Origin of the sequence: Xanthomonas sp. LF02-5, assembly GCF_034105325.1 — a bacterium.
Lineage (GTDB): Bacteria > Pseudomonadota > Gammaproteobacteria > Xanthomonadales > Xanthomonadaceae > Xanthomonas_A > Xanthomonas_A sontii.
Genome location: NZ_JAXGGF010000003.1, coordinates 520163 through 542950 on the forward strand (window position 1 = coordinate 520163; position 22788 = coordinate 542950).

The 22788-nt window shown below is 67.2% G+C and carries 22 protein-coding genes; 10 read left to right on the forward strand and 12 right to left on the reverse strand.

Features of this window, described 5'->3' with window-relative positions; genetic code table 11:
* The first annotated feature begins 120 nt into the window (after nt 1-120).
* Nucleotides 121-939, forward strand: a complete 819-nt coding sequence (locus SLW52_RS11240; protein ID WP_152246850.1) for an HDOD domain-containing protein — start codon at nt 121-123, stop codon at nt 937-939.
* An 87-nt stretch (nt 940-1026) separates the two neighbouring features.
* On the opposite strand, the gene SLW52_RS11245 is transcribed toward SLW52_RS11240, so the two are convergent.
* A complete protein-coding gene (locus SLW52_RS11245; protein WP_320740115.1) occupies nt 1027-2163 on the reverse strand; it encodes an exodeoxyribonuclease III in 1137 nt (378 codons plus the stop codon).
* Between the two features lie 73 nt (nt 2164-2236).
* Here SLW52_RS11245 and SLW52_RS11250 point away from each other — a divergent pair, with 73 nt between their 5' ends.
* The 3 genes from SLW52_RS11250 (at nt 2237) to SLW52_RS11260 (ending at nt 4217) form a co-directional block, all read left to right on the forward strand.
* Complete coding sequence (locus SLW52_RS11250; protein WP_017907475.1) at nt 2237-2443, forward strand: hypothetical protein; 207 nt, start codon at nt 2237-2239, stop codon at nt 2441-2443.
* 98 nt (nt 2444-2541) lie between these two features.
* A complete protein-coding gene (locus SLW52_RS11255) occupies nt 2542-3087 on the forward strand; it encodes a hypothetical protein (protein ID WP_267085008.1) in 546 nt (181 codons plus the stop codon).
* Between the two features lie 344 nt (nt 3088-3431).
* Nucleotides 3432-4217: a lysophospholipid acyltransferase family protein gene (locus tag SLW52_RS11260; RefSeq protein ID WP_295966335.1), complete on the forward strand. Its 786-nt coding sequence runs from the start codon at nt 3432-3434 to the stop codon at nt 4215-4217.
* A 51-nt stretch (nt 4218-4268) separates the two neighbouring features.
* On the opposite strand, the gene SLW52_RS11265 is transcribed toward SLW52_RS11260, so the two are convergent.
* The 10 genes from SLW52_RS11265 to SLW52_RS11310 all read right to left on the reverse strand — a co-directional run bounded on the left by SLW52_RS11265 (nt 4269) and on the right by SLW52_RS11310 (nt 16957).
* Nucleotides 4269-5105 (reverse strand): DUF6348 family protein, encoded by an 837-nt coding sequence (locus tag SLW52_RS11265; RefSeq protein WP_295926232.1) that lies wholly within the window; start codon nt 5103-5105, stop codon nt 4269-4271.
* Between the two features lie 245 nt (nt 5106-5350).
* Nucleotides 5351-6085, reverse strand: coding sequence for a hypothetical protein (locus SLW52_RS11270; protein ID WP_267102778.1), 735 nt, complete (start codon nt 6083-6085; stop codon nt 5351-5353).
* A 100-nt stretch (nt 6086-6185) separates the two neighbouring features.
* Nucleotides 6186-6668: a hypothetical protein gene (locus SLW52_RS11275; RefSeq protein WP_320740112.1), complete on the reverse strand. Its 483-nt coding sequence runs from the start codon at nt 6666-6668 to the stop codon at nt 6186-6188.
* Nucleotides 6631-7869: an EAL domain-containing protein gene (locus tag SLW52_RS11280; RefSeq protein ID WP_267100204.1), complete on the reverse strand. Its 1239-nt coding sequence runs from the start codon at nt 7867-7869 to the stop codon at nt 6631-6633. The genes SLW52_RS11275 and SLW52_RS11280 overlap by 38 nt, the downstream gene beginning before the upstream one ends.
* Before the next feature lie 383 nt (nt 7870-8252).
* A complete protein-coding gene (locus SLW52_RS11285) occupies nt 8253-8915 on the reverse strand; it encodes a CPBP family intramembrane glutamic endopeptidase (RefSeq protein WP_320740110.1) in 663 nt (220 codons plus the stop codon).
* A 257-nt stretch (nt 8916-9172) separates the two neighbouring features.
* Nucleotides 9173-10249: a hypothetical protein gene (locus SLW52_RS11290; protein WP_320695143.1), complete on the reverse strand. Its 1077-nt coding sequence runs from the start codon at nt 10247-10249 to the stop codon at nt 9173-9175.
* A 69-nt stretch (nt 10250-10318) separates the two neighbouring features.
* Entirely contained in the window at nt 10319-11827 is a 1509-nt protein-coding gene (locus SLW52_RS11295; protein WP_267116996.1) for a KAP family NTPase, read from the reverse strand.
* A 31-nt stretch (nt 11828-11858) separates the two neighbouring features.
* Nucleotides 11859-12698 carry an NrdJb gene (locus tag SLW52_RS11300; RefSeq protein ID WP_320740108.1) on the reverse strand — a complete coding sequence of 280 codons (840 nt, stop codon included), beginning with the start codon at nt 12696-12698 and terminating at the stop codon, nt 11859-11861.
* 87 nt (nt 12699-12785) lie between these two features.
* On the reverse strand, nt 12786-13493 hold the full coding sequence (locus SLW52_RS11305) for a hypothetical protein (protein ID WP_320740107.1): 708 nt from the start codon (nt 13491-13493) through the stop codon (nt 12786-12788).
* A gap of 191 nt (nt 13494-13684) precedes the next feature.
* On the reverse strand, nt 13685-16957 hold the full coding sequence (locus tag SLW52_RS11310) for an LAGLIDADG family homing endonuclease (protein ID WP_320740105.1): 3273 nt from the start codon (nt 16955-16957) through the stop codon (nt 13685-13687).
* A gap of 495 nt (nt 16958-17452) precedes the next feature.
* Here SLW52_RS11310 and SLW52_RS11315 point away from each other — a divergent pair, with 495 nt between their 5' ends.
* The gene (locus tag SLW52_RS11315) at nt 17453-18886 is read left to right on the forward strand and encodes a Do family serine endopeptidase (RefSeq protein WP_017913191.1); all 1434 of its coding nucleotides are present in this window, start codon (nt 17453-17455) and stop codon (nt 18884-18886) included.
* Between the two features lie 10 nt (nt 18887-18896).
* Here the strand turns inward: SLW52_RS11315 and SLW52_RS11320 are convergent, their stop codons facing one another.
* Nucleotides 18897-19124, reverse strand: coding sequence for a hypothetical protein (locus SLW52_RS11320; RefSeq protein WP_043094420.1), 228 nt, complete (start codon nt 19122-19124; stop codon nt 18897-18899).
* Nucleotides 19125-19298: 174 nt separating this feature from the next.
* Here SLW52_RS11320 and SLW52_RS11325 point away from each other — a divergent pair, with 174 nt between their 5' ends.
* The 5 genes from SLW52_RS11325 to SLW52_RS11345 all read left to right on the forward strand — a co-directional run bounded on the left by SLW52_RS11325 (nt 19299) and on the right by SLW52_RS11345 (nt 22756).
* A complete protein-coding gene (locus tag SLW52_RS11325) occupies nt 19299-19670 on the forward strand; it encodes a hypothetical protein (RefSeq protein ID WP_010340149.1) in 372 nt (123 codons plus the stop codon).
* 7 nt (nt 19671-19677) lie between these two features.
* Nucleotides 19678-20154: a phage holin family protein gene (locus SLW52_RS11330; RefSeq protein ID WP_267105206.1), complete on the forward strand. Its 477-nt coding sequence runs from the start codon at nt 19678-19680 to the stop codon at nt 20152-20154.
* Nucleotides 20151-20645: a hypothetical protein gene (locus SLW52_RS11335; RefSeq protein WP_152180541.1), complete on the forward strand. Its 495-nt coding sequence runs from the start codon at nt 20151-20153 to the stop codon at nt 20643-20645. Before SLW52_RS11330 ends, SLW52_RS11335 begins: the two co-directional genes overlap by 4 nt.
* A gap of 171 nt (nt 20646-20816) precedes the next feature.
* On the forward strand, nt 20817-21929 hold the full coding sequence (locus tag SLW52_RS11340) for an AI-2E family transporter (protein WP_017910745.1): 1113 nt from the start codon (nt 20817-20819) through the stop codon (nt 21927-21929).
* Between the two features lie 110 nt (nt 21930-22039).
* Complete coding sequence (locus SLW52_RS11345; RefSeq protein ID WP_320740104.1) at nt 22040-22756, forward strand: HAD family hydrolase; 717 nt, start codon at nt 22040-22042, stop codon at nt 22754-22756.
* Nucleotides 22757-22788: the final 32 nt, after the last annotated feature.

Here is a 22788-nt window from a genome sequence, read left to right on the forward strand (position 1 = left end):
CGCGGGACCGGTCTTCCACACGCCGGCCATCGCGAATCGGTAGGATGCGCGCATTCCGCCACCGTGGCGGCGCGGCCGGCTTCCGGTCCTGCCGCCTCCCGTTTCGTTCCGAGGGTCCCCATGAAGCTAGAGGCGCTGTTCGACCAGTTGCACACCCTGCCGACCATTCCCCAGGTGGCGCAGGACCTGATCCTGCAGTTCGATGCGCCGGGCACCAGCCTGGACGCGGTGGCGCGCAACATCGAGCGGGACCCGGTGATCGCGGCCAAGGTGCTGCGGCTGGCCAATTCGGCGCGCTTTCGCGGCGCGCGCGACTCCACCACGGTGGAAGACGCGGCGCTGCGCCTGGGCTTCAACACCTTGCGCACCCTGGTGCTGGCCTCCTCGGTGACCGGCGCGTTCCATGCCCCGGCGCATTTCGACCTGCGCGCGTTCTGGCTGCACAGCTTCGAAGTGGCCGGCGTGTGCCGGCTGCTGGCGCGGCAGAAGGGCCTGGACGCGGAGACCGCCTTCACCTGCGGCATGATGCACAACATCGGCGAACTGCTGATCCAGACCGGCGCGCCCGACTACGCCGCGCAACTGCACCCCGACGCCTCGTCCAGCGGCCGCGCCGCCGACGAGACCGTGCAACTGGGCTTCGGCTACCCGGAAGTGGGCGCCGAGCTGGCGCGGCGCTGGCACCTGCCGCAGGTGATCCAGACCGCCATCGCCTTCCAGGCGCGGCCGCTGCAGGCCCCGGAAGGCGAGCCGATGCCGAAGGTCGTCGCCCAGGCGGCGCTGGTCGCCGACGCGCTGGAGCGTCACGGCGGCGCCAACGCGCAGGCGCGGCAGGCGGTGACCGGCCCGCTGCTGGACGATGTGGATCTGGACGCGCTGTTCGCCGCGCTGCCGGACGTGATCGAGGCCGATCGCGCGTTTACCGAGATGTTGAAGTAAGGGAGGACGTGCCGCCACGTCGGTCACACCGCGCGGCGGCATAGCGGGAACTGCGTCTTTCCGATTCTGCCGTACCCTCATCCGGCGCTACGCGCCACCTTCTCCCGGTGGGAGAAGGGATGGTTTCCGGCGTTTGCCACCGCGCGAGGGCGTCGGCGGCACCGTAGTGGCAGCGCGCGGCTTGCGCGCTTTCGGCGTCTTGGCGGTTGCCGTTTTTGTTGCGCCTTTCTTTTTTGTTGCCGGCGCTGGCGTCGTCGACTTCGCCTTGGTCCTGGCCGTCGCCTTGTCCTTGGTTCGCGCTGCCGCCTTCTCCGCCAACGACGTCGCGCCAGATGCGGAGGTGCGTGTGGTCTTCTTCGCCTTGGCGCCCTTCGTGTTTCCTTCAGCGCCCGCGTCACCGCGCTTCGGCTTCGCCCGCGACGCAGCTGCACCGCGGGCCGGCGCCGCGCCCAGCACGACCCAGGTCGGCGCATGGTCGCTGGCATGCGGCAGGTCGCGCACCCAGCGGTCCACGCCGGCGTCGCGCAGGCGCGCGGCCAGCGGTGGATTCAGCAGCAGGTGGTCGATGCGCAGCCCGGCATCGCGCTGCCAGTGCTGGCGGAAATAATCCCAGAACGTGTACACGCGGCGCTCGCCGTGCACCTGGCGCAGGCTGTCGGTCCAGCCCTGCGCCAGCAGTTCTGCATAGGCCTGGCGGCTTTCCGGTTGCAGCAGCGCATCGCGCCGCCATGAGGCCGGGTTGTAGATGTCCGCATCGGTGGGCACCACGTTGAAGTCGCCGATCAAGGCGACCGGATGCGGCAGCGTCACCAGCTGCTGCGCATGCCGCTGCAGCCGCGCGAACCAGTCCAGCTTGTAGTCGAACTTCGGACCCGGGCGCGGATTACCGTTGGGCAGGTACAGACAGCCGACCAGCACGCCGTGCGCCATCGCCTCGATGTAGCGGCTCTGGGTGTCGCGCGGATCGCCGGGCAGGCCGCGCCGGCTCTCGACCGGATCGCAACCCCTGGCCAGCAGCGCCACGCCGTTCCAGCTCGACTGCCCCATCCACACCGCGCCGTAGCCGGCGGCATGCAGCTCAGCCAGCGGAAAGCCGGCATCCACGCTCTTGAGCTCCTGCAGCCCGACGATGTCCGGCGCCTCGCGCTGCAACCATTGCAGCAGCTGCGGCAAGCGGCTGCGGATGCCGTTGACGTTGTAGGTGGCGATCTTGAGCGTCTTCATCCGGCACGCCTGCAGAACCTGCCATCACCTTGGCCCCGCTACCCTCGCCGCATCGTGAAAACGGAGCCGCCGCATGACCCCGCTCGACAAACCCTTGCGCCGCGCACTGGAGATCGACGGCGTGCACTACACCCTGACCGTGGACCCGGATGGCCTGAAGCTCACCGAGAAGGGCCGGCGCAAGGGCCTGGACTTACGCTGGAGCGCGCTAGTCAGCGGCGACGCGGCATTGGCGACCGCGCTGCAGGCCTCATTGGCCGATCGCCCGGGCAAACGCTGAGCGCGAGCGCGGCCGGCGACATGCCCGGGCCACGCAGGCAGGCACGGCCACCGATGGTGCTATCGTCGCGCCATCGGCAACCAGCAGGGAGCGGGCGGATGCGCAAGCGCAGCGATGAGGCGTTCGAAAACGGGCAGACGCGCCCCCGGCACGCCCGATGGGGCATGGGCGCGCTGCTGCTCGCCCTGCTGCCGCTGGCGGCTTACGCCGCGCCGGACGTGCCGGACAGCCTGCGCGTGTCCAGTACCAACACCTACGCCGCGGGCACGCCCGAATGGCGCCAGGTGCGCGATTGGCTGGCGCAGCATCGGCCATCGGACGCCGGCCCGGCGCGGGCCCAGAACCTGGAGCGACTCGGCCCGCTGATGCTGACCTACGCACGTGCGCTGCACGGCGTGCCGACCCAGGCGCCGGTAGCGCTGCCGCTGCCCGACCAAGGCGCGCCCGGCGACAGCATCGCCATCGCCAGCTGCATCGACGGCCTGCGCCAATCGTGGATCTACGGCGTTGAGGAAGCATCCATGCATGACTGGACGCTGACGTCGTTCGCCATCTCACAGCGTGCGGACTGCACACAGGCGACAGCGCGCGCTGAGCCGGCGACCCCAGCAGACTCTGCAGGCGCGGCATCGGCGCACCGCTAGTCACTTGCCGTGGCTCGGTGAGCGCGGTTGACTCGCAGGAGCGGCTCCAGCCGCGACGAACGAAGCAGGCCAGCCATCCGTCCCTGGAAGCAGTCGGGACTGAAGTCCCTCCCACAGTGCCCCCAGCCAGCACATCGCCGGTTCCTGTGGGAGCGGCTTCAGCCGCGACGCGCGGAGCAAACAGCACGCCGGACCGCCAGCAGGTCACCCGTGGATGCTGAAGTACACACGCCTCGGCTACCATCGCCGCGGGCGCGCCGCCGCGCGTGCCGACCGTGCCCTCACCTGCGATCCCGATGCCTTCCGCTTCGCCTCGACATGCTGCAGACGCCCCGACTGGCCGCGTGCGCGCCATCGTCCGACTCGCCGTCTGCATCGCGGCCAGCGTGCTGCTGATCCCCCCGCAGTGGCTGCTGATGCGCTTCACCCGCGGCCGCGCCGCGTTCGTGCTGCCGCGGCTGTGGTTCGGCTGCCTGCGGCGCGCGTTGGGCATTCGCGTCGAGGTGGTGGGCACGCCGCGCGACGCGGGCGGGACGCTGTTCGTCGGCAACCACATCTCCCACTTCGACATTGTGGTGCTGGGCAGCCTGCTGCGCGCGCGCTTCATCGCCAAGAACGATATGGAACGCTGGCCGGGCATGCGCCACATCGGCGCCCTGGCGCAGACCGTGTTCATCAGCCGGCGCCGCCAGGATGCGGCCGCGGTGGCCGCCGCCGTGGCGGCGCAACTGCGCCCGGATCACGACGTGGTGCTGTTCGCCGAGGGCACCACCTCCTCCGGCGAGCGCGTCGCGCCGTTCAAGTCCAGCCTGTTCTCGCTGTTCCTCAGCGCCGACCCGGGCGCGCGGCAGTGGACGCTGCAGCCGTTCACGCTGGAGGTGCGCAGCGTCGACGGGCACCCCATCGCGCAAGGCGGCGATCGCGATGCCTACGCTTTCTACGGCGAGATGCAGGCCGGTGCGCACGTCGCGCACTTCCTGCGCCTGTCCGGCGCGGTGGTCAGGGTGACCTTCCACGCACCGCTCGCGGTGGCGCCGGGCAGCGACCGCAAGGCGCTGGCTGCGCAGTTGCACGGCATCGTGGCGTCGGCGCTGCCCAGCGCGCCGACGGATGCCGCTGCGGCGGCCTAAACCGCCGCTGCCCAACACTGCGCACGCGCTCGGGCAGCGCCCGATGATGCGTCAGTGCGAGGTGTCCGACACCACCGGCTCCGGCAGGCGCACCACCGCGTACTGCTTGCGGAATTCCATGGCGCCCAGCGCTGGCCAGGTCTCGGCGTAACGGCGCAGGCAGGCCACGCCGTCGGGAAAGTCCTCGCCGTTGACCCGGCAATCGGCCGCGACCTCGCCGTCGGCGTCGCGCGAGGCGAACAGGCGGATCCCGAGCATGCGCTGATCCCGCTGCAGCAACGGCATCAAGGCGTCCAGGCTGTTGGTGAACAGGCAGCACGGGCAGAACGCGTGTTCGGTGTCCTCGCCCGCCGCGGCCCGCGCGGCGTCGCCATTCATGTGCGCCACCGGCCCCAGCACCACCGTGCGCCGCAGCGCCGACTCGGCCGTGGCCGAGGCGGGGAACTCCATCTGCAGCGTCATGCAGCGCGCATCGGCCGGCGCGGCCACCGCCTCCGACAGCGCCACCAGATCGGTGCGCGCCCAGGTCGTGAAGCCCGAGGCCAGGCTCGCGTCGGTGTCCTCGCCGATGGAATGCTGGAACTCGACGATCCCGTCGGGGAACAGGCTGCGGTGATGCACGCGAATGCAGCTGGCCGTGCGCACGCCCTTGCGCAGCTCGGCCAGATCCACCAATTCGGTGAGCAGTTGCAGGCCGTTGCCGAGCACGACCACCTCGTCGTGCAGGGTCGCCGCATGCCCCTCGCGCTGCAGCACCTGCAGCAAGAGCTGCTGCAGTGCATGGCGCGGCTGCGCCTCGGGCGCGGGCTCCGGCGCTGCAGCCTCGTGGGTGGTATCGGCCCCGCGTGGCGAGGTGCGGGACAACAGGCGTCGCAGTCGATCGATCATCCTTGCTCCAGGGCGTCCAACGCGCCATTGATCGCCGGAAGTATGCGCAGTCGCCCGCGGCCACGGCAACCGGCGACGCCACGCCGCCCCGGCGACCAGCGGGCCATGGGACGGCGCCAGGGGCCTCGGTGTCTCTCGCGTCGCACGCCAACCGCAGCACATCCACGGCCACCGCGCCGCGTCTCGCAGCGGCGGACGGCACCCGGTGCAGCGGCCATCGGCGCGCCGCACCGACACAGCGTCTGTCAGCGCCTGGCCGCCTCGCACAGCTTGCGGTTGAACCAGGTGGACTTGGCGATCGGCAGGTAGGCGTCCCAGTCGCTGGGCGGCAGCATGGTGCTCTGCTTTTCCAGTTCCGCCTGGAACGAGGCCTCGTCGCGGCTGCGGCCGGCCAGGGTGCCGTCCAGCGTCGCCAGGCATTCCTGCGGCCGGCCCAGGCGCAGCAACGCGATGGCGCGGTCGTTGGCGAAGCGGTCGCGATCGAGCCAGTTGAGGAAGCCGCCGCACTCGCCTGCGAACGCCTGCATGCCGGCCAGCGCCTTGTCGTAGCGCTTGCCGCGATAGTCCTGCAGATACGCCTCGCGCCGCCGGCTGCTGGCCGCGGCGGTACAGCCGGCCGGCAGCTGCAGGTAGTCGCCCTCGAAGCTGGCGCGCATGCCGCAATAGTCGCGGCAGCTTTCCTCGGTCAGCGCGGCCACGTTGAACCCGCCCGGCACCGGCTTGAAGGCGAGCTTGCACGGCACGTCGCCGGCATCGTTCACCTCCGCCTTGTCGCCCTGCAGCGTGCCCGACAGCGAGCAGGTGTGGCCGTTGGCGCCGACCGACAACAGGTCGAACTGGCGCGCACCGCCCTTGTCGGTGACCCGCATGCTGCCCCAGCCTTCCTTGGTGCTGTATTCGCCGGGTGCGGGGCCGGCCGCCGCCGCGGCGAACGCCACCAGCCCCACCAGCATCGCGCTCCATCCGTATCGCCGTGCCATCGCCTGTTCCTGCCTTCGATCAGAGCCGGCAAGTGTGCGGCAGCGCCGCGGCGGCGGACCAGTGCCGATGTCGCATCCCGACAGCAACGGCCTGTGCGACTCAGCGCAGCGGCACGCGCGAGCGGAACTCGGACAGAAACAGGCCGCGGAGCCAGCGATGCGCCGCATCGTGCTCCAGGCGCGGATGCCACAGCATTGATACGGTGATGGGCTCGGTGACCACCGGCAGCGCGAAAGTGCAAGCAGGCTCGCGCAGCATGTCGGGCTGCGCCGCCATGAACGAGGCCGGCACCAATGCGATCAAGTCCGAGCCGCCCGGCTGGGTGCGCACCGACATGGGCGGGCCGCAGGCGCGCCTGTCCATCGACGACAGCATCTTGCCCTGCTCGACACCATCGATGCCGCCCACGGCCGCGGCGGCCTGCACTACCTGGATTACCTGGGCCGCGTGGTGCCGTGGTAGAGGACGCCGCGTGATCGGCCGCAGGCCTGCATCGGCGAAGCTTTCGATCGATCGCGCCGCGCCTGCAAGGACGAACCGCGGCTCAGCCGGCGTCGGACAGCGCCAGGGCCAGCGCCGCATCCTCCGACAGCGGCCGTGACAGGAAATACCCCTGCACCAGATCGACCTGCAGCTCGCGCAGCGCGTCCAGTTCCTGCGCCGTCTCCACACCTTCGGCCACCACCCGCGTGCCGATCTCGTGGGCGAAGTTGGTCAGCCCCTTGGCCAGCGCGCGGCGGCTGCGGTCAGAATGGATGCACTGGGTGATGCTCATGTCGAGCTTGATGACGTCCGGCTGCAACTGCAGGATGTGACGCATGCTGGCGTAGCCGGCGCCGGCATCGTCCACCGCCACCTGCGCGCCGCGCTCGCGCAGCGGCGCCAGCGCCTGCGCCAGCGCTTGATAGTTGCGCACGATGGCATGCTCGGTGATCTCCAGGGTCAGGCGCGTCACCTCGGTGTCGTCGCCAAGCAGCCCCGCCAGGGACGCGGACATGATCAGTTCCGGCGACATGTTCACGCTGAGCCGGTACTGCGGCGGGAAGCGCCGCAGATACGCCAGCGCCTTGGCCAGCACGTGCAACTCCAGGCGGATGCCGACGCCGGCCAGCTCGGCCTGCTGGAACCACTGCGCAGGCCCACGCTGCGGCACGACGTCGAAACGCGACAGGCACTCGAACCCATGCAGGCGCAGCCCCTGCAGCGCGAACACCGGCTGGAACACGATGCGCGGCGCGCCCGCCGCCAGCGCGCCGTCGATCTCGTCGATCATCGCCTGCCGTTCCAGCTTGTGCGCTTCCACCTCGTGCAGGCGCAGCGCGAAGATCTCGGCGAACGCACGCAACATGCCGATGTCGCGCTCGCCCAGGTCGTGCCGCGGCAGGAAGCTGAAGCAGCACAACGTGCCGTAGATCCGCCCGCCCACCTGGATCGGCACGCTCATGTGCGAGCCGATCGGAATCTGCCACGTCGCCGGGATGCACTGCGCCGCCGGCACCAGGGAGGTATCCGGAATGAGTTGCGGCAACTCGCCCTGCACCACGCGCATGCAGTAGCCATCGGCGAACGGCAGGATCTGGCCTTCATGAATCGGCCCATCGGGCGGCCCGTCCACGTGATCCAGCACGCGGTCGGTTTCCCGGAAGCGCGACAGGAACGCCACGTCCATGCCCAGGTGCAGGCGCACCACGCGCAGGCAGCGACGCAGTTCGCGGTCGCTGATCTCGCCCGACAGCAGCTCGAACAATGGATGAGGTTCTGGCAGATCCTCGGTCGACGCCATCCCGCTTCTCCCCTGAGAGCGTTGCGACCCGCGCGCCGCGCGCCGCGCACGGCGCTGCGCCGTGGGCGAGGTGATCGAGCAGCGGGAACCCGGACCTTCCCCCGTTGTCCAGCGGGCGACACGTCCTTGTCGTTCGACTCTAAAGCGTGACGTACAGCCGCGAAAGCGCAGGCCCGTTCAGGAATCAAGCTGTCTACGGCAGCGACCGCTTCGGTGAGTCCGCCGCCGCGAATCCAGCCAACGGGCGGGCGACCACCGGCGCTGGAGTGATCAGGCATGGTGGCCGACGCCGTGTCGTCGATGGAATGGGCGGCCGGGCTCGCGCATGCCGACGCTGCGACCAGGCGGTGCACGTCACCCTGCCGGCGCGCGCGCCCAGCGCATCAGACGTAGACCATCAATCCCAGCAAATCCAGCGCGGCATGCGCCACGATCGCCGGCCACAGCCGCCCGGTGCGCGCCACCCACCAGCCCAGGATCAGCCCTATCACCACGATGGCGATGGTGCCGACCGGCCCCTGATAGAGGTGGTACGACGCGCGGATCGCCACGCTCACGTTCACCGCGAACGCCGGGCTGTGCCGCCGTTCCAGCGCGCGGATCACGTAGGCGCAGACGAACACTTCCTCGAAGATCGGATTGAGCAGCGAGACCAGCACCACCACGCCCGCCGACAGCGGCCCGGCCACCATCGCGTCCATCGACGGATTCACCTCGCCCGCCACGCTGTCGTTCAACAGATTCAACGGGTAGGTCGCCACCAGACAGGCGGCCAACAGCGCCAGGCCAACGCCGATGTCGCGCGCCTGCCACTTCAGCCCCAGCGCCTGCGGCGTCCAGCCGCGGAACCACAGCGTCGGCAGCAACAACGCGAGCACCAGCAGCTCGTAGAACACCATGCCCCACAGGTTGGCGTCGGAAAACGACGGCTCCACCACCGGCGCCAGCACCGCCAGCGCACTCCAATAGATCGGCAACCCGAATGCCACCGCCACCACCAGCAGCAACTCGCCCCAACCGCCTGACGGCTCCCCACGTTCCCGCATCCACACTCCCCTGTCGTTCGCTGCGCGCCGGAACGGCGTCGCCGCCGATTCCCACCAGGGCGCACCGTAGCAGGGTGGCATGACCAGGGACATCGGTGGCGGCGTCACACGACGGCGTGCAGTTCAACCTGGCGCGGCGTGATGCGCGCGGCGCGTAGACCAATCCAGTCAAGCTAGTACAGCGCGTCCCGGGTGCACTGCGGCAATTCCCGGTCGGCACTTCGACCGGTGCATAGCTTGCGGCACCTGACGTCTGATCAGAACTGCCCACGCTCGACGTCCCGACGCCAGCGCTCCGGCTTCGGCGACCAATCCCCTTCACCCAGCACGGCCTGGACAAGGTGTTCGAGCGGATAGCCCAGGTGCTGCGCAGCGGCCACGCCACCGTCGTCCATGCTTGCTTCAGCGACGAACGCACGAAACGCGGGTTCGTCCCCGGCGGCGAGTGCCGTGATCTTCTTGGCCAGATCGTAGGAAAGCTCATTGCCATCGTCGGTCGCCAGGAACGACTTTCCTGACCAGAACGTCTGGATGCTGTCCGCATTCCAGTACGCTGCATGGCGGGCCGGGATCTCATGCTGGAAATACTTCTGTGTGCTTGGCATGGCCAGATGCGGGAACATGGTGTGCTCGGTGTTGACCGCCAGGCCTTCGTTCAACCACGCTGGGATCGGCAAGTGCTGCAGCAAGCAATGCGTCAGCTCGTGTGCGATCACAGGCTCCATCGCGTCCATGATCGCCAGTGGCACCACGAAGTGCCCGTAGCCGGCCCTGATGAACATCCCCGAGGACATCGCATATTCCCCGCCCTCGGGGTAGTAATTGGAGACATAGCCGTAGTAGTCGTCGTCATCGGCGAACACGATCAGCACATGCTTGCCCATGCCCTGCTCGACCGCCAGCGCCCCCAGGTTGCCACGGATCCTGGCCAGCATGCGCTGGCAGGTCTGCAGCACCACCGTTGCCGGCCGCGCCTGCAGATTCGAGAGCAGCAGGAAGTCGGCGGACTCGGTCACCGCATAGTGCTCGCCCAACTGTTGGTTCAAGACCTCCAGCCATTGTCGCGCGGCAGAGGTCCAGTAGACATGCAAAGCGTCCGCCCCCGCGTCCGCTGGCTCAGCCTCTGCAATGGCCTCCCAATTAGGAATGGGCATGCTGGCATCGCTGTCCCAGTGCATGCCTACGCTCACGCGCTCCATCGGCACCGCTGGAAGGGCTTCCAGCGCGCGCTCCCGCCTGTTGGCCCGTCGCGCCAGCACAACCGTGAGCAAAAAACCCACAAACACGAATAGCAGGATGGCTCCTGAGATCCATCTCTCCTGGCCTTGAATCATCTTTCCGCCCCCTGCGGCTTTTTACTTTATCGACATCATTCCTGACCGCATGAAGTGCAGCCGGCCCTGTTATCGATTTTCCCTCTCAGCATTAACCATATATCCAGAGCTTAGAACTAGTTTTGCATATTTATTGATAGAAAGAAAAGATGACGATAAATTAGGGTAATAGCCATTCAGTTCTGACATCAATACATTTCGGATATTGGCAGGATAGTCGTAAGAATTTACTTGATCCATATCAAAAACTTTCCTTGCCGACATCAAACTCAAACCAAGATATTCAAGCAATACAGCTGAAATATTTTTTGTCTTTGGACCAGCATCCCGGTCAAAGCTATCACGAGGAACGGTGTAGGCTATTTCAACGTCCCTCTTGATGCTCTCACTTATCTTTTCGCGCGCCTGACCAACAGATCCAGATGCAATATCTTTCAGAAAAGATGGAGACGAATAATAAAGCCCAGATAAATAAAAAAGCCACAAAACATGCAGAGGGTTCTTATCTTCACCTTGAGTTATGAAACCGGAGGCTTCCACGGCCAAAGAAAAAACTTGCTCTTGAGTCCTATAGTCAAAACCAAAAGCTTCGGAAACTAGAACCCAAGTATCCGCGATAGTCAATTTTTCCCCAGCGGACTGAGACTGGCGTGGCAATCCCAACTCAAAATTCGGAGGCGACCACCCCGTTCTAGCAATGAAACCCTTTGCGAAACCTGTTCCGCCAACTTTCGGCAATGAATACTCTCGATTAAATAAGCGACGCAGATACCTTCGACCGTCGAAATCAGAACCATAAACAGCACGAACCGAACTTTGCAGCTGATCGATATTAGTTGAAACGACGTACACAACATCCTTTATGCCAAAAATATGCTTTATTTCTTCAAGCAATTTAATTGCATAGGATGGCCGACACCGATCGAGCTCATCGACAAAAACAAAAAGAGGGATATTTTTGCCATTCCCGCAAACCAACCCCAGGAGCCCAGTTAATGAGGACTTGAATGCGATCAACTCTTGCTTTCTTGAATCATGTTCTAAAAGTGCTTTCTCAAACAGACCATCCAGTACGTCATCCATTTTTATAGACGAGCCTTCACCATCATCTTCATTAGACTCGACAAAAACATCCATGAGCTCATCGACTGCAATAGATGTAGTTTTCTTAATAACCCCTTTAATTACCAGTCCAGCTGCAGGCATTAGCGCTCTACGCAGATTCTTGATCGACTTTTTTCTTAGTTGATTAGCTTTCTCAACGACCAGTTCTGCTTTAGGCAAGTAGACCTTGATCTCGGACAAAATAGCTGCCATCAAGCTAATAGCAGCCTCGTCACCAATATCATTCTCCCACGCATCGAAGTAAACAACAGGATGACCTGCCGCGCGCAATTCATCACACCAGTTGATCACAAAGAAAGACTTTCCCGCACCCCAATCCGCATCTAGCGCGACTGTCAAACCACGCTCGCTAGCGGCTAGAGATGCAGATTGAGCTTTAAGAGATTTTGTTAGATAGTCAGCCAGCGGCTTTCTATCCAGCAGATCGCCAGCCCAGGTTTGGGACTCACCCATAAGAAATCCTTTTCTTTTCGAATTTATTGGCTCACCCGCACTTCGAATACCCACAATTCAAACAAGTAGCACACCCATCCATAATGACGAGCGCCTTGGTATTGCACTTGTGGCACATCGTGGCCGACGGCGGGAAGCTCGCGCCGTCGCCGGTGACGGCGATGTCCTCTTCGTGGTCGGCGGTGGAGTCGGCGGAAACCGCCCCCTCGTCCGCCCTGCGGGCACCTTCTCCCGCAGGAGAAGGAACAGCCGGCTTCACTTCACTGTTTTTTTTTGAGCGCTCTTCGTACTGCTTGCGCTTCTCGGCGATCAGCGCGCGCTGGTGGTCGCTCATTTCCGGGTCGTGCAGCAGGCCGATCGACTTCATGTGCTCTTCGACGATGCTGCCCAGTTCGGCGACCAGCGACGGCATGTACACGCCGCCGGCCTTGAAGTAGCCGCCCTTGGGGTCGAACACGGCCTTCATCTCGTCGACCAGGAAGGTGACGTCGCCGCCCTTGCGGAACACGGCGGACATGATCCGGGTCAGCGCCACGATCCACTGGAAGTGTTCCATGGACTTGGAGTTGACGAAGATTTCGAACGGGCGGCGCAGTTCGTGTTCGGTGCCGGCGTTGAGCACGATGTCGTTGAGGGTCACGTACATGGCGTGTTCCACCAACGGCGATTTGATCTTGTAGGTGCTGCCGATCAGCACGTCCGGGCGCTCGATGCGCTCGTGCATGTGGATGATGTTGTCCGCCGGCGCTTCGGTCTCGGCGGTGGCGCGGTCGATCGACGAGGCGGGCACCGCGGCGGCGGCGTCGCGCGCCTTGTCCTCGGGGGTGACGACGGCGTAGCCCTTGATTTTCTGGTCGATCTTGATGGCCATGAGGCGTGCGTTCCTGGAAGGCAGAGCGGGACGGGCGTGGGCCCAGCCTCTCTCCCGCGCACGGGAGAGAGGGTGCGACGGGACGACTTACTTCTTGGCGCGGGTGGCCGCGGCCTTCTTGCCGGCAGCCTTGCGCACGGCGGTCTTCTTCACGGCGGCGCTCTTCTTGGCGACCTTGGCGGTGCTCTTCTTGACCGCCTTGGCGACCTTCTTCACCGCTTTCTTGGCGACGACCTTCTTCGCTGCAACCTTCTTCGCCGCTTTCTTCACTGCCTTCTTGGCAACGGCCTTCTTGGCGGCGACCTTCTTGACCGCCTTCTTCGGCGCGGCCTTCTTGGCGGTCACTTTCTTGGCGGTCACTTTCTTGGCGGTCACTTTCTTGGCGGGAGCCTTCTTCGCAACGGCCTTCTTGGCAGCGGCCTTCTTCGCCGGCGCCTTCTTCGCAGCCGCCTTCTTGGCGGTCTTCTTGCCGCCCTTGGTCAGCGCGGCCGCTTCGGCCTGGGCGCTGGCCTTGGCCGCTTCCAGCTTCTTGCGCGCGCTGGCGACGGTCTTCTTGACGGCCTTGCCGGCCTTTTCGGCGCGCTTGGCGACGGCCTTCTCGGCCTTCTTCACCGCCTTGCGGGTCTTGGCGACCTGGTCCTGCACGCGCTTCTGCACGGTCTCGGCGGTCTGCTTGACCGTGGCGACGGCCTCGCTGGCGGTGGCGGCGATGGTCTCGCCGACGTTGGTGGCGGTTTCTTTCACGTTCTCGGCGACCTGCGTCAGCGTCGCCGTGACGCCATTCCCATTGCTCATAAAACCCTCCTCAGGGTGTCAGTGTTTATGTCACGCGGGCGATGCTATACCGATTGCAGCGAAGCGGGGAGCCGGAAACGGCGACACGCAGCGAACGGTGGGGAAGCGTTCGGGGAGGGCGGCACGCCGCGCTCCGAGGCTCCCACCGCCGCCCTCCCCTCCGCCGGCGCGAACGGGGAGACGGAACGGCATCAGAACTTGCCGTAATACCCTTCTTTCAGCGCATCGAACAGGTTGGCGGCGGTGTGCATCTCGCCGTCGTATTCGATCTGCTCGTTGCCCTTGACCTCGACCACACTGCCGTCTTCCAGCTCGAAGCGGTAGGTGGTGTTCTCCAGGTCCGCTTCCTTGACCAGCACGCCCTGGAAGGCGGCCGGGTTGAAGCGGAACGTGGTGCAGCCCTTCAGCCCCTGCTGGTGGGCGTAGCGGTAGATGTCCTTGAACTGCTCGTAGGGGTAGTCGGTGGGGACGTTGGCGGTCTTGGAGATGGAGCTGTCCACCCACTTCTGCGCGGCGGCCTGCACGTCCACGTGTTCCTTGGGGTGGATGTCGTCGGCGGCGATGAAGTAGTCCGGCAGGCGCGCGGCGGCGTCCTCGGCGAACGGCATGGCCTTGGGGTTGACCAGGTGGCGGTAGGCCAGCAGCTCGAAGGAGAACACGTCCACCTTCTCCTTGCTCTTCTTGCCCTCGCGGATCACGTTGCGGCTGTAGTGGTGGGCGAAGCTCGGCTCGATGCCGTTGGAGGCGTTGTTGGCCAGGCTCAGCGAGATGGTGCCGGTGGGGGCGATGGAGCTGTGGTGGGTGAAGCGCGCGCCCACTTCGGCCAGTTCCTCGACCAGCGCCGGCGCCACCTCGGCGATGCGCTGCATGTAGCGGCTGTACTTGGCGTGCAGCAGCCGGCCCTCGATGCGCTCACCGACGCGCCAGCCGTCGCGGGCCATCTCCGGGCGCTGCCGCAGCATCGCCGCGGTGACCTCGAAGGTCTCCTGCATGATCGGCGCCGGGCCCTTCTCCTTGGCCAGCGACAGCGCGGTCTCCCAGCCGGCCACGGCCATCTCGCGGGCGATGGACTCGGTGAACTCGCACGACTCGGCGCTGCCGTACTTCATGCGCAGCATGGTCATGGTCGAGCCCAGGCCGAGGAAGCCCATGCCGTGGCGGCGCTTGCGCATGATCTCGTCGCGCTGCTGCTGCAGCGGCAGGCCGTTGACCTCGACCACGTTGTCGAGCATGCGGGTGAACACCCGCACCACTTCCTTGTATTCCTCCCAGTCGAAGCGGGCGCGCTCGGTGAACGGCTCGCGCACGAAGGTGGTGAGGTTGATCGAGCCGAGCAGGCAAGCGCCGTAGGGCGGCAATGGTTGCTCGCCGCAATTGTGGGCGTGCAGGCCGTTGCCGTCGAAGGTGTTGATGCCGGGGACCTGCACGTCGTAGACGTCTTCGACGCCATCGGCGGCCACCGACTGCACGGTCGCCACGAAGCGCTCGCGGTTCAACTGGCGACGGTAGCCGGACAGCAGCGCCTTGAGGCGGTTGGCCTTGGCGGTGTCGGCAAAGCCCACCCGTTGGGCGAAGGCATCGAGGTTGTCGCCGCTGACGACCAGTTCGTGCTGCGCCTTGGTGGCGTAGGCACGCGTGCCGCCGTTCCCGTCGGGGAGCAACGCGGTGCCGGCGGGGCGCCGGTCGCGGTAGATCTGCGAGGCGATGCCCAGCCGCAGCAGCATGCGCTGCGCTGCCTCCAGCCGCGCCAGGTCGGACTGTGCCAGGCGCACGCTGACGCCCTTCTCCTGGCTGCCCTGCATCGAGCCGTCGGTGTCGAACAGGCCACGCAGGAAGCCGCGATGGAAATCGCTGGAGGTCTTCTCGACGGCCGGAGTGATCGCCTTGTCGCCTGGACGCAGGCCCAGCTCCAGCGCCAGATCGCGCAAGGCGGCCGACTTCAGGCGGTACTCGCCACGGTCGCGCACCTCGCTCCAGCCGACGAAGTCGGCACGGTGCGGCAGGCTGCGCGCGCAGCGCAGGGCTTCGTCCATCAGCGCCACCGGTGCCAGCGGCGCCGCATTGACGGCGGCGGCCTGCGGCCAGACAGACAACACGGCGGCGTCCTGCTTGAGCGTGCCGTCGCCCACCAGCATGCCGAGGAGGAAACCCTCCTCATAGCTGCGCGCGCCGCCCCACTCCGCACCGGCACGGTGATTGTTGAGCAGCACCCGGTCGCCTGCGACCAGTTGGTCCGCCTGGCACCATTGGGTGTCCAGCGACCAGCGGGTCTGGCGCACCACGCGCCGCACGCGGTGGTCCGCGGTCAGGCGCAGCGCGTAACCTTCCTGCGTCTGCAGTCGTACCACCTGCTTGTGCGCGGTCTTGAAGAAACCCTCCGCCCCGGTGGCATGGTCGCCGCCATCGATCCGCGCCAGGAACGGCGTTCCCAGCAGATCGGCGACCTGACGCGGCCCCTCGGCGGTCTGCACCCAGGTGTCGGCGGTCACACACGGATTGGTCGCGCGGATGTTCTCGCACCACCAGTTGTTGTTCATTTCGTTGACGCGGTCGATCAGGATGAAGCCCGGCTCGGCGTAGTCGTAGGTGGAGACCATGATCATGTCCCACAGGTGGCGGGCGCGGATGTGCCCGTACACCTTGCACGCGACCAGGCCGTCGTCGCGCACGATGTAGTCCTTGTGGGTGGGCCAGTCGCGCCACACCACGGCGCTGGCGTCGGCCAGGTCGACGTCGGCCTCTTCCTTGCGGTTCACCGGGAATACCAGCGGCCAGTCGGCGTCCTGCTCCACCGCCTGCATGAAGCCGTCGGTGATCAGCAGCGACAGGTTGAACTGGCGTAAGCGCCCGTCCTCGCGCTTGGCGCGGATGAAATCCTTCACGTCCGGGTGGGACACGTCGAAGGTGCCCATCTGCGCGCCGCGGCGGCCGCCGGCCGAGGACACGGTGAAACACATCTTGTCGAAGATATCCATGAACGACATCGGCCCGGAGGTGTAGGCGCCGGCGCCGGCCACGAACGCGCCGCGCGGGCGCAGCGTGCTGAACTCGTAGCCGATGCCGCAGCCGGCCTTGAGGGTCAGCCCGGCCTCGTGGACCTTCTCCAGGATGCCGTCCATCGAGTCGGTGATGGTGCCCGACACGGTGCAGTTAATGGTGCTGGTGGCCGGCTTGTGTTCCTGCGCGCCGGCATTGGAGGTGATGCGCCCGGCCGGGATCGCGCCGCGGCGCAGCGCCCAGGCGAAGCGCTCGAACCAGTGGGCGCGCTGCTCCTCGCCGGTCTCGGCATCGGCCAGCGCCCGCGCCACGCGCAGGTAGGTGCCGTCGATGTCGGCATCCAGCGGATCGCCCTGCTTGGTCTTGAGCCGATACTTCTTGTCCCAGATGTCCTGCGACGCCGGCTGCATCGGGATGGGGTCGTGCTTGGATCCGGTCTGGACGACTTCCAGGCGCACCGTACTCATTCTGCTGTGTTCTCCTCGAACCTGTCCCGATGGGGCGGATGGGTGGTCATCCGCCGTGTGTCTTGATCTATATCGCACTTGCGCTGCACGGCAGCGACGGCCGCGGCAGCGCGCGCGGCGCCTGCCCTCGACCGACCGAAATTCCCCGAATCCGCGACGTCCCCTGTCACCGTCCCGTCATGCACCGCCGAGCGCGCCCCTGGATGTGAAGTCCTGGTGAAGAAAACCCTAGTTCTAGTGCCGTACCGAATCGATACCGCTACATGTAGTGGCTAATGCAAGCGTGAACGCTAACGCCGGGCAGGCCGACTGTCAACGTCGTCGCGCGCCGATCACGTGACATCGAGCGGGTGTGCACGCGGGGTGCAGTGGCGGCCTTGCGCAGGCGGCGTCGGAACGCTTTCACTGGCGGTTAAACGCCGCGCGTTCATCTTGATTTACGCGCACGCGCGCCCATCTGCCCCACGTCTCCCGCGTTCCCCGGAAACCGACCCCATGCGACCGCTGCCCACGCTGCTGACCCTGACCGCCGCCGCTGCCTTCGGCGGTTTCGCCGCCACCGCCATCAATGCGCAACTAGACAACCGCGCCGAGGCCGCGCCGGTCGCGGCGCCGCCGCTGTCCGGGGCCGCGCGCCTGCCGTCCGCGGTGGCCGGCGAGCCGCTGCCGTCGCTGGCGCCGATGCTGCAGAAGGTGATGCCGGCGGTGGTGAGCATCAACACCAAGCAAGTCGTGCGGGTGCGCAATCCGTTCTTCAACGACCCGATCCTGCGCCGCCTGTTCCCGGACATCCCGCAGGAGCGCATCAACGAGTCGCTGGGTTCGGGTGTGATCATCGACGCGAAGAACGGCTACGTGCTGACCAACCACCACGTGGTGGAGAACGCCGACGACGTGCAGGTGACCCTGGCCGACGGGCGCAGCTTCAAGGCCGAGTTCATGGGCTCGGACGCGGACACCGACATCGCGCTGATCCGGATCAAGGCCGACAACCTCACCGAGATCCGCCTGGGCGACAGCGACAAGCTGCGCGTGGGCGATTTCGTCGCGGCCATCGGCAACCCGTTCGGCTTCACCCAGACCGTCACCTCCGGCATCGTCTCGGCGATGGGCCGCAACGGCATCCGCGGCCTGGGCTACCAGAACTTCATCCAGACCGACGCCTCGATCAACCCCGGCAACTCCGGCGGCGCACTGGTGGACCTGCGCGGCGAACTGGTCGGCATCAACACCGCCAGCTTCAACCCGCAGGGCAGCATGGCCGGCAACATCGGCCTGGGCCTGGCGATCCCGTCGAACCTGGCGCGCGCGGTGGTCGACCAGTTGATCAAGAACAACGGGGTGATGATCCGCGGCACCTTCGGCATCGAGACGCAGAACCTGACCACGCAGATGGCGCAGGGCCTGGGCCTGTCGGCGCCGCGCGGGGCGCTGGTGACGCGGGTGCTGGCCGGCTCGGCGGCCGCGGCCGCCGGGCTGCAGCCGGGCGATGTGATCACCGGCGCCAACGGCGAGCGCCTGGACAGCGCCGAGGCGCTGCACAACTACGAGGGCCTGCAGCCGGTGGGCAGCACGGTGACCCTGGACGTGCGCCGCGACGGCAAGCCGCTGCAGCTCAAGGCCACGCTCAAGGAACAGCCGCGTGCGATCAGCGGCGAGTCGCTGGATCCGCGGCTGAGCGGCGCCACCTTCGCCGACCTGCCCGAATCGCTGCGCCAGTCCGGCATCTCCGGCGTGCTGATCGGCAACGTGGCGCGCGGTAGCCGCGCGGCGCGCAACGGCCTGGCCAGCGGCGACATCGTGGTGGCCGCCTCGGTCGGCGAATTCGCCGACCTGGCCAGCTACCGCGCCAACTTCGCGCGCAAGCCGGCGCAACTGGTGCTGCGCGTGGTGCGCGGCGGCGCGCAGGCCGACCTGGTCATGCAGTGAGCCGGCACGCTCAGTCCAGGCGCGCGGCGTAATCGTCGCGCACGTGCTGGTTCAAGTAGGTGGTGAGACCGCGCCCGGCGGCGGCCAGGCGCTGCATCTCCATGACCTGGAGCAGGCCGGGATGCTGACGGTCGTAGCGGTAGGTGGCGCCGTCGGCGAAGCGCAGCACGATCCAGTCCGGGCCGCTGTCGTAGGCGACCACCCCGGCATGGCCGCTCCGGTTGCCGTACGCGTGCATGACAGTCACTCCGGGACTTGGCCGCTCGGCGGCGAGCGCCGACACTATGGCGCACTGCCTGCGGCGACGAGCTAACACCCCGTACACCCCGCCGATGGTATTGGTGTCGCCCCGTTCTGCGCAGCGTCCGCATCGGCGGACGGCAGGCCCCCAAACCCCAGAGGAGACATGCCCATGAATGCCAGCCCGACCAATACCGAGAACCTCAAGGACAACCTGAGCGAAGCCGGCGCGCACCTGAAGTCCGCGGCAAGCTATGCCGGCGACGCGATCAAGGGCGCTGCCGGTGCCGCCGGCGAAGAACTGAAGCTGGGCAAGGCCAACGTCAAGGCCGAGCTGTCCGACAGCGCGCTGTCCGGGTTGGCGGCGGCCGAGTTCGGCGGTGCGGCGGCGAAGGAGCAGGTGGACGTGCTGCTGGACAAGGGCCGCGACCTGATCGACAGCGCCGCCGAACTGATCCGCGAGCGTCCGTTGGCCTCGTTCGGCGTGGCCTTCGCCACCGGCTGGATCATCGCCAAGCTGGCGCGCAGCGGCGGCGACAAGTAAGCCGCGCGTGAGCGAGGAGCAGGCCCGCACCGACGGCGCCGCGGCAGACGCCGCGGCCGCACCGTCGCTGGAGGAATCCTTCCGCGCGCTCGGCACGGCCGGGCGCGAAGGACTCAATGCCACCCTGGACACCGGTCGCGCGCTGCGCAAGCTGGTGGCCGCGGACTTCGCCCTGGCCCGTGCCGCCCTGGCGCGGGCCTTCGTGTGGATGACCGTGGCGGTGGCGTTCGGCGCCTCGGCCTGGATGCTGCTGATGGGCGCGATGATCGCCCTGCTGCAGCGCATGGGCTGGTCGTGGCTGGCGTCGATCTCGGCGACTGCGGCCTTCAGCCTGGTGGTCACCGCGCTCGGCGCCTGGCAGGCGCTGCGCTACTTCGACATGAGCAAGCTCGACGCCACCCGCCGCCAGTTGGCCAAGCTGGGCATCGGCGGCGACGACGAGGACGGCGACGAGGATGTCGCCAAGCGCGAGGCCACACCATGACCCTGCGGCAATTGCAGCACCGCATCGCCCGCGCCGAAGCGGTGCTGGAAGGACGCCAGGAGCAGGTGCGCACGCACTGGACGACCCTGCAGCAGGTCTGGCGCGAAGGCTGGACACCGTGGCGGATCGTGATCGTCGGCCTCGGCACCGGCTTCCTGGTCGGCCGCGCCGAACCGGCGGCGGTGGTCGGCAAGCTCGGCGGCGCGCGCTGGCTGCAGATGCTCAGCGCGCTCTCCAGCCTGATCAACGCCACCACCGCCAAGAGCGCGTCCGATGACGCCGAGCGCGCCTCCGACGATGCCGAGGAAGCGGCGGACACCGCACAGGATGCGGCCGTGGATGCCGCCACCCAGGCCCCGCCTCCCGTTGCACCCGTTCCCCCATCCGCTGTCCGCCCGCAGCCGCCGCGGCCGCCGATGGCCTCGCGCCCCGGGCAACCCGCCGCGGCCGAAGCGGCCACCGACCTGTCCGAGCGCCAGGGCAAGGACTGACGTTCCTGGGATCGGCGCGTGGCTGGCCTGGGCCGCCACGCCGCGCGCACGCGGCGGCCACGCCGCCTTGATATCGCGCCGGCCACGATCCGGCCTACACTTCGCTTCCTTTTCGACGCCGTTCGGCGCGTGCACTGCGGCGCGCGCCGCGGCCACTGCATCGCAGGTCCGATGAGCACAGTTCCCGATCCCGCGGTCGTCGCCGACGACGCCCCGCACGGCCCCCTGCCGCCGCCGCCCGCTCCACGCCCGCGCGGACCGGTCTCGCTGGTGGTGCTGGCCACCCTGGCGGTCTGCTACACGCTGTGGGCCGCACAGGACGTGATCCTGCCGATCCTGCTCGCCGCCTTCTTCGCCCTGGTCGGCAACCCGATCCTGCGCATGCTGCAACGGCTGTACCTGCCGCGCTTCCTGGCCGCGCTGCTGGTGCTGCTGTCGGGCATGGCGGTGGCGACGACGCTGACCGTGCAACTGGCCGGCCCCGCCGCCGAGTGGGCGCAGCAGGCGCCGGCACAGCTGCGCCATCTGGCCACCCAGGTGCGCGACCTGACCAAGCCGATGCAGCAGGCCAACCAGGCCGCGGAGAACTTCGCCCGCGCCGCCGGCGGCGAAAGCGGACGCCGCGTGCAGGTGATCCGCACGCAGATGGACGACCCGTACAAGGCGCTGGTGCGGACCCCGCGGGTGGCCGCCTCGGCGCTGGCGGTGGTGTTGCTGACGTTCTTCTTCATGGTGTTCGGCGAGAACCTGCAGCGCCATGCGATCGCGCTGCTGCCCAGCCGCCAGCAACAGAAATTCACTACCGAGATCCTGCGCTCGATCGAACGCGAGGTCTCGCGCTACGTCCTGACCATCACCGTGATCAATACGCTGGTCGGCCTGATCTTCGCCGGCATTCTGATCCTGCTGGGCATTCCGCCGCAGGAAGCGCTGCTGTGGGGCACGGTGGTGGCGCTGCTGAATTTCGCACCCTACGTGGGGCCGCTGATCGGCGCGGTGCTGATGCTGCTGATGGGCTTCGTCGCCTTCCGCGAACCGCTGAGCGCGGCGCTGCCGGCGATCCTGTACCTGGCGCTGCATACCCTGGAAGGCCAGGTGGTGACGCCGATCGTGCTCGGCCGACGCATGGCGATCTCGCCGCTGATGCTGATCCTGGCGCTGATGCTGTTCGGCTGGCTGTGGGGCATGATCGGCCTGCTGCTGGCGGTGCCGCTGCTGGTGTGCATCAAGATGGTGCTGGCGCGGGTCGAAGGCATGCAGCGTTGGGCGCGGTTGCTGGAGTGAGGCCGGGATTGGGGAGTCGGGATTGGGGATTGGCGGAAGCGCGAGTGCTGTCTACCGGGCCCGGCCCGCGGCGGCGACGACGCTTCGCGTAAAATGCGCCGGTGACTTCCATGCCCTCCTTCCCCGTCCGCGCGATCACGCTGGATCTGGACGACACCCTGTGGCCGTTCGCACCGATCGGCGCGCGCATCGAGCAGGTGCTGCACGACTGGCTGCTGCAGCACAGCCCGGCCACCGCCGCGCGCTTCCCGGTCGCGGCGATGCGGCAACTGCGCGAAGCGGTGTTCGCCGCGCATCCGCACCTGCACCACGACCTCAGCGAACTGCGCCGGCTGACCCTGCGCCGTGCGCTGCAGGACAGCGGTGCCGATGAAGCGTTGCTGGAACCTGCGTATGCGGTGTTCCATGCCGCGCGCAATCAGGTGGAGTGCTACCCGGACAGCGTCGCCGCGCTGGAGCGCATCGCCGCGCGCGTGCCGGTGGTGGCGCTGAGCAACGGCAACGCCGACCTGGCCACGATCGGCCTGGACCACCATTTCGCCTTCCAGCTCAGTGCCCGCGAACACGGCGCGGCCAAGCCGGACCCGGGCATCTTCCGCGCCGCCTGCGCGCGCCTGGGCCTGCCCTGCGCGCAGGTGCTGCACGTGGGCGACCATATCGAGATCGACGTGGTCGGTGCGATGCAGGCCGGCCTGCGCGGTTGCTGGATCAACCGCGAGGCGCAGGCCTGGCATCCGCCGACCCCACCCGATCTGCACTTCGACACCCTCACCGGCCTGGCCGACTGGCTGGACGCGACCCAGCCGGCCGACGCGGCGCGCGCCTGATCCGCGCCCTCTCGCCCACCGGTCTTCTCCCT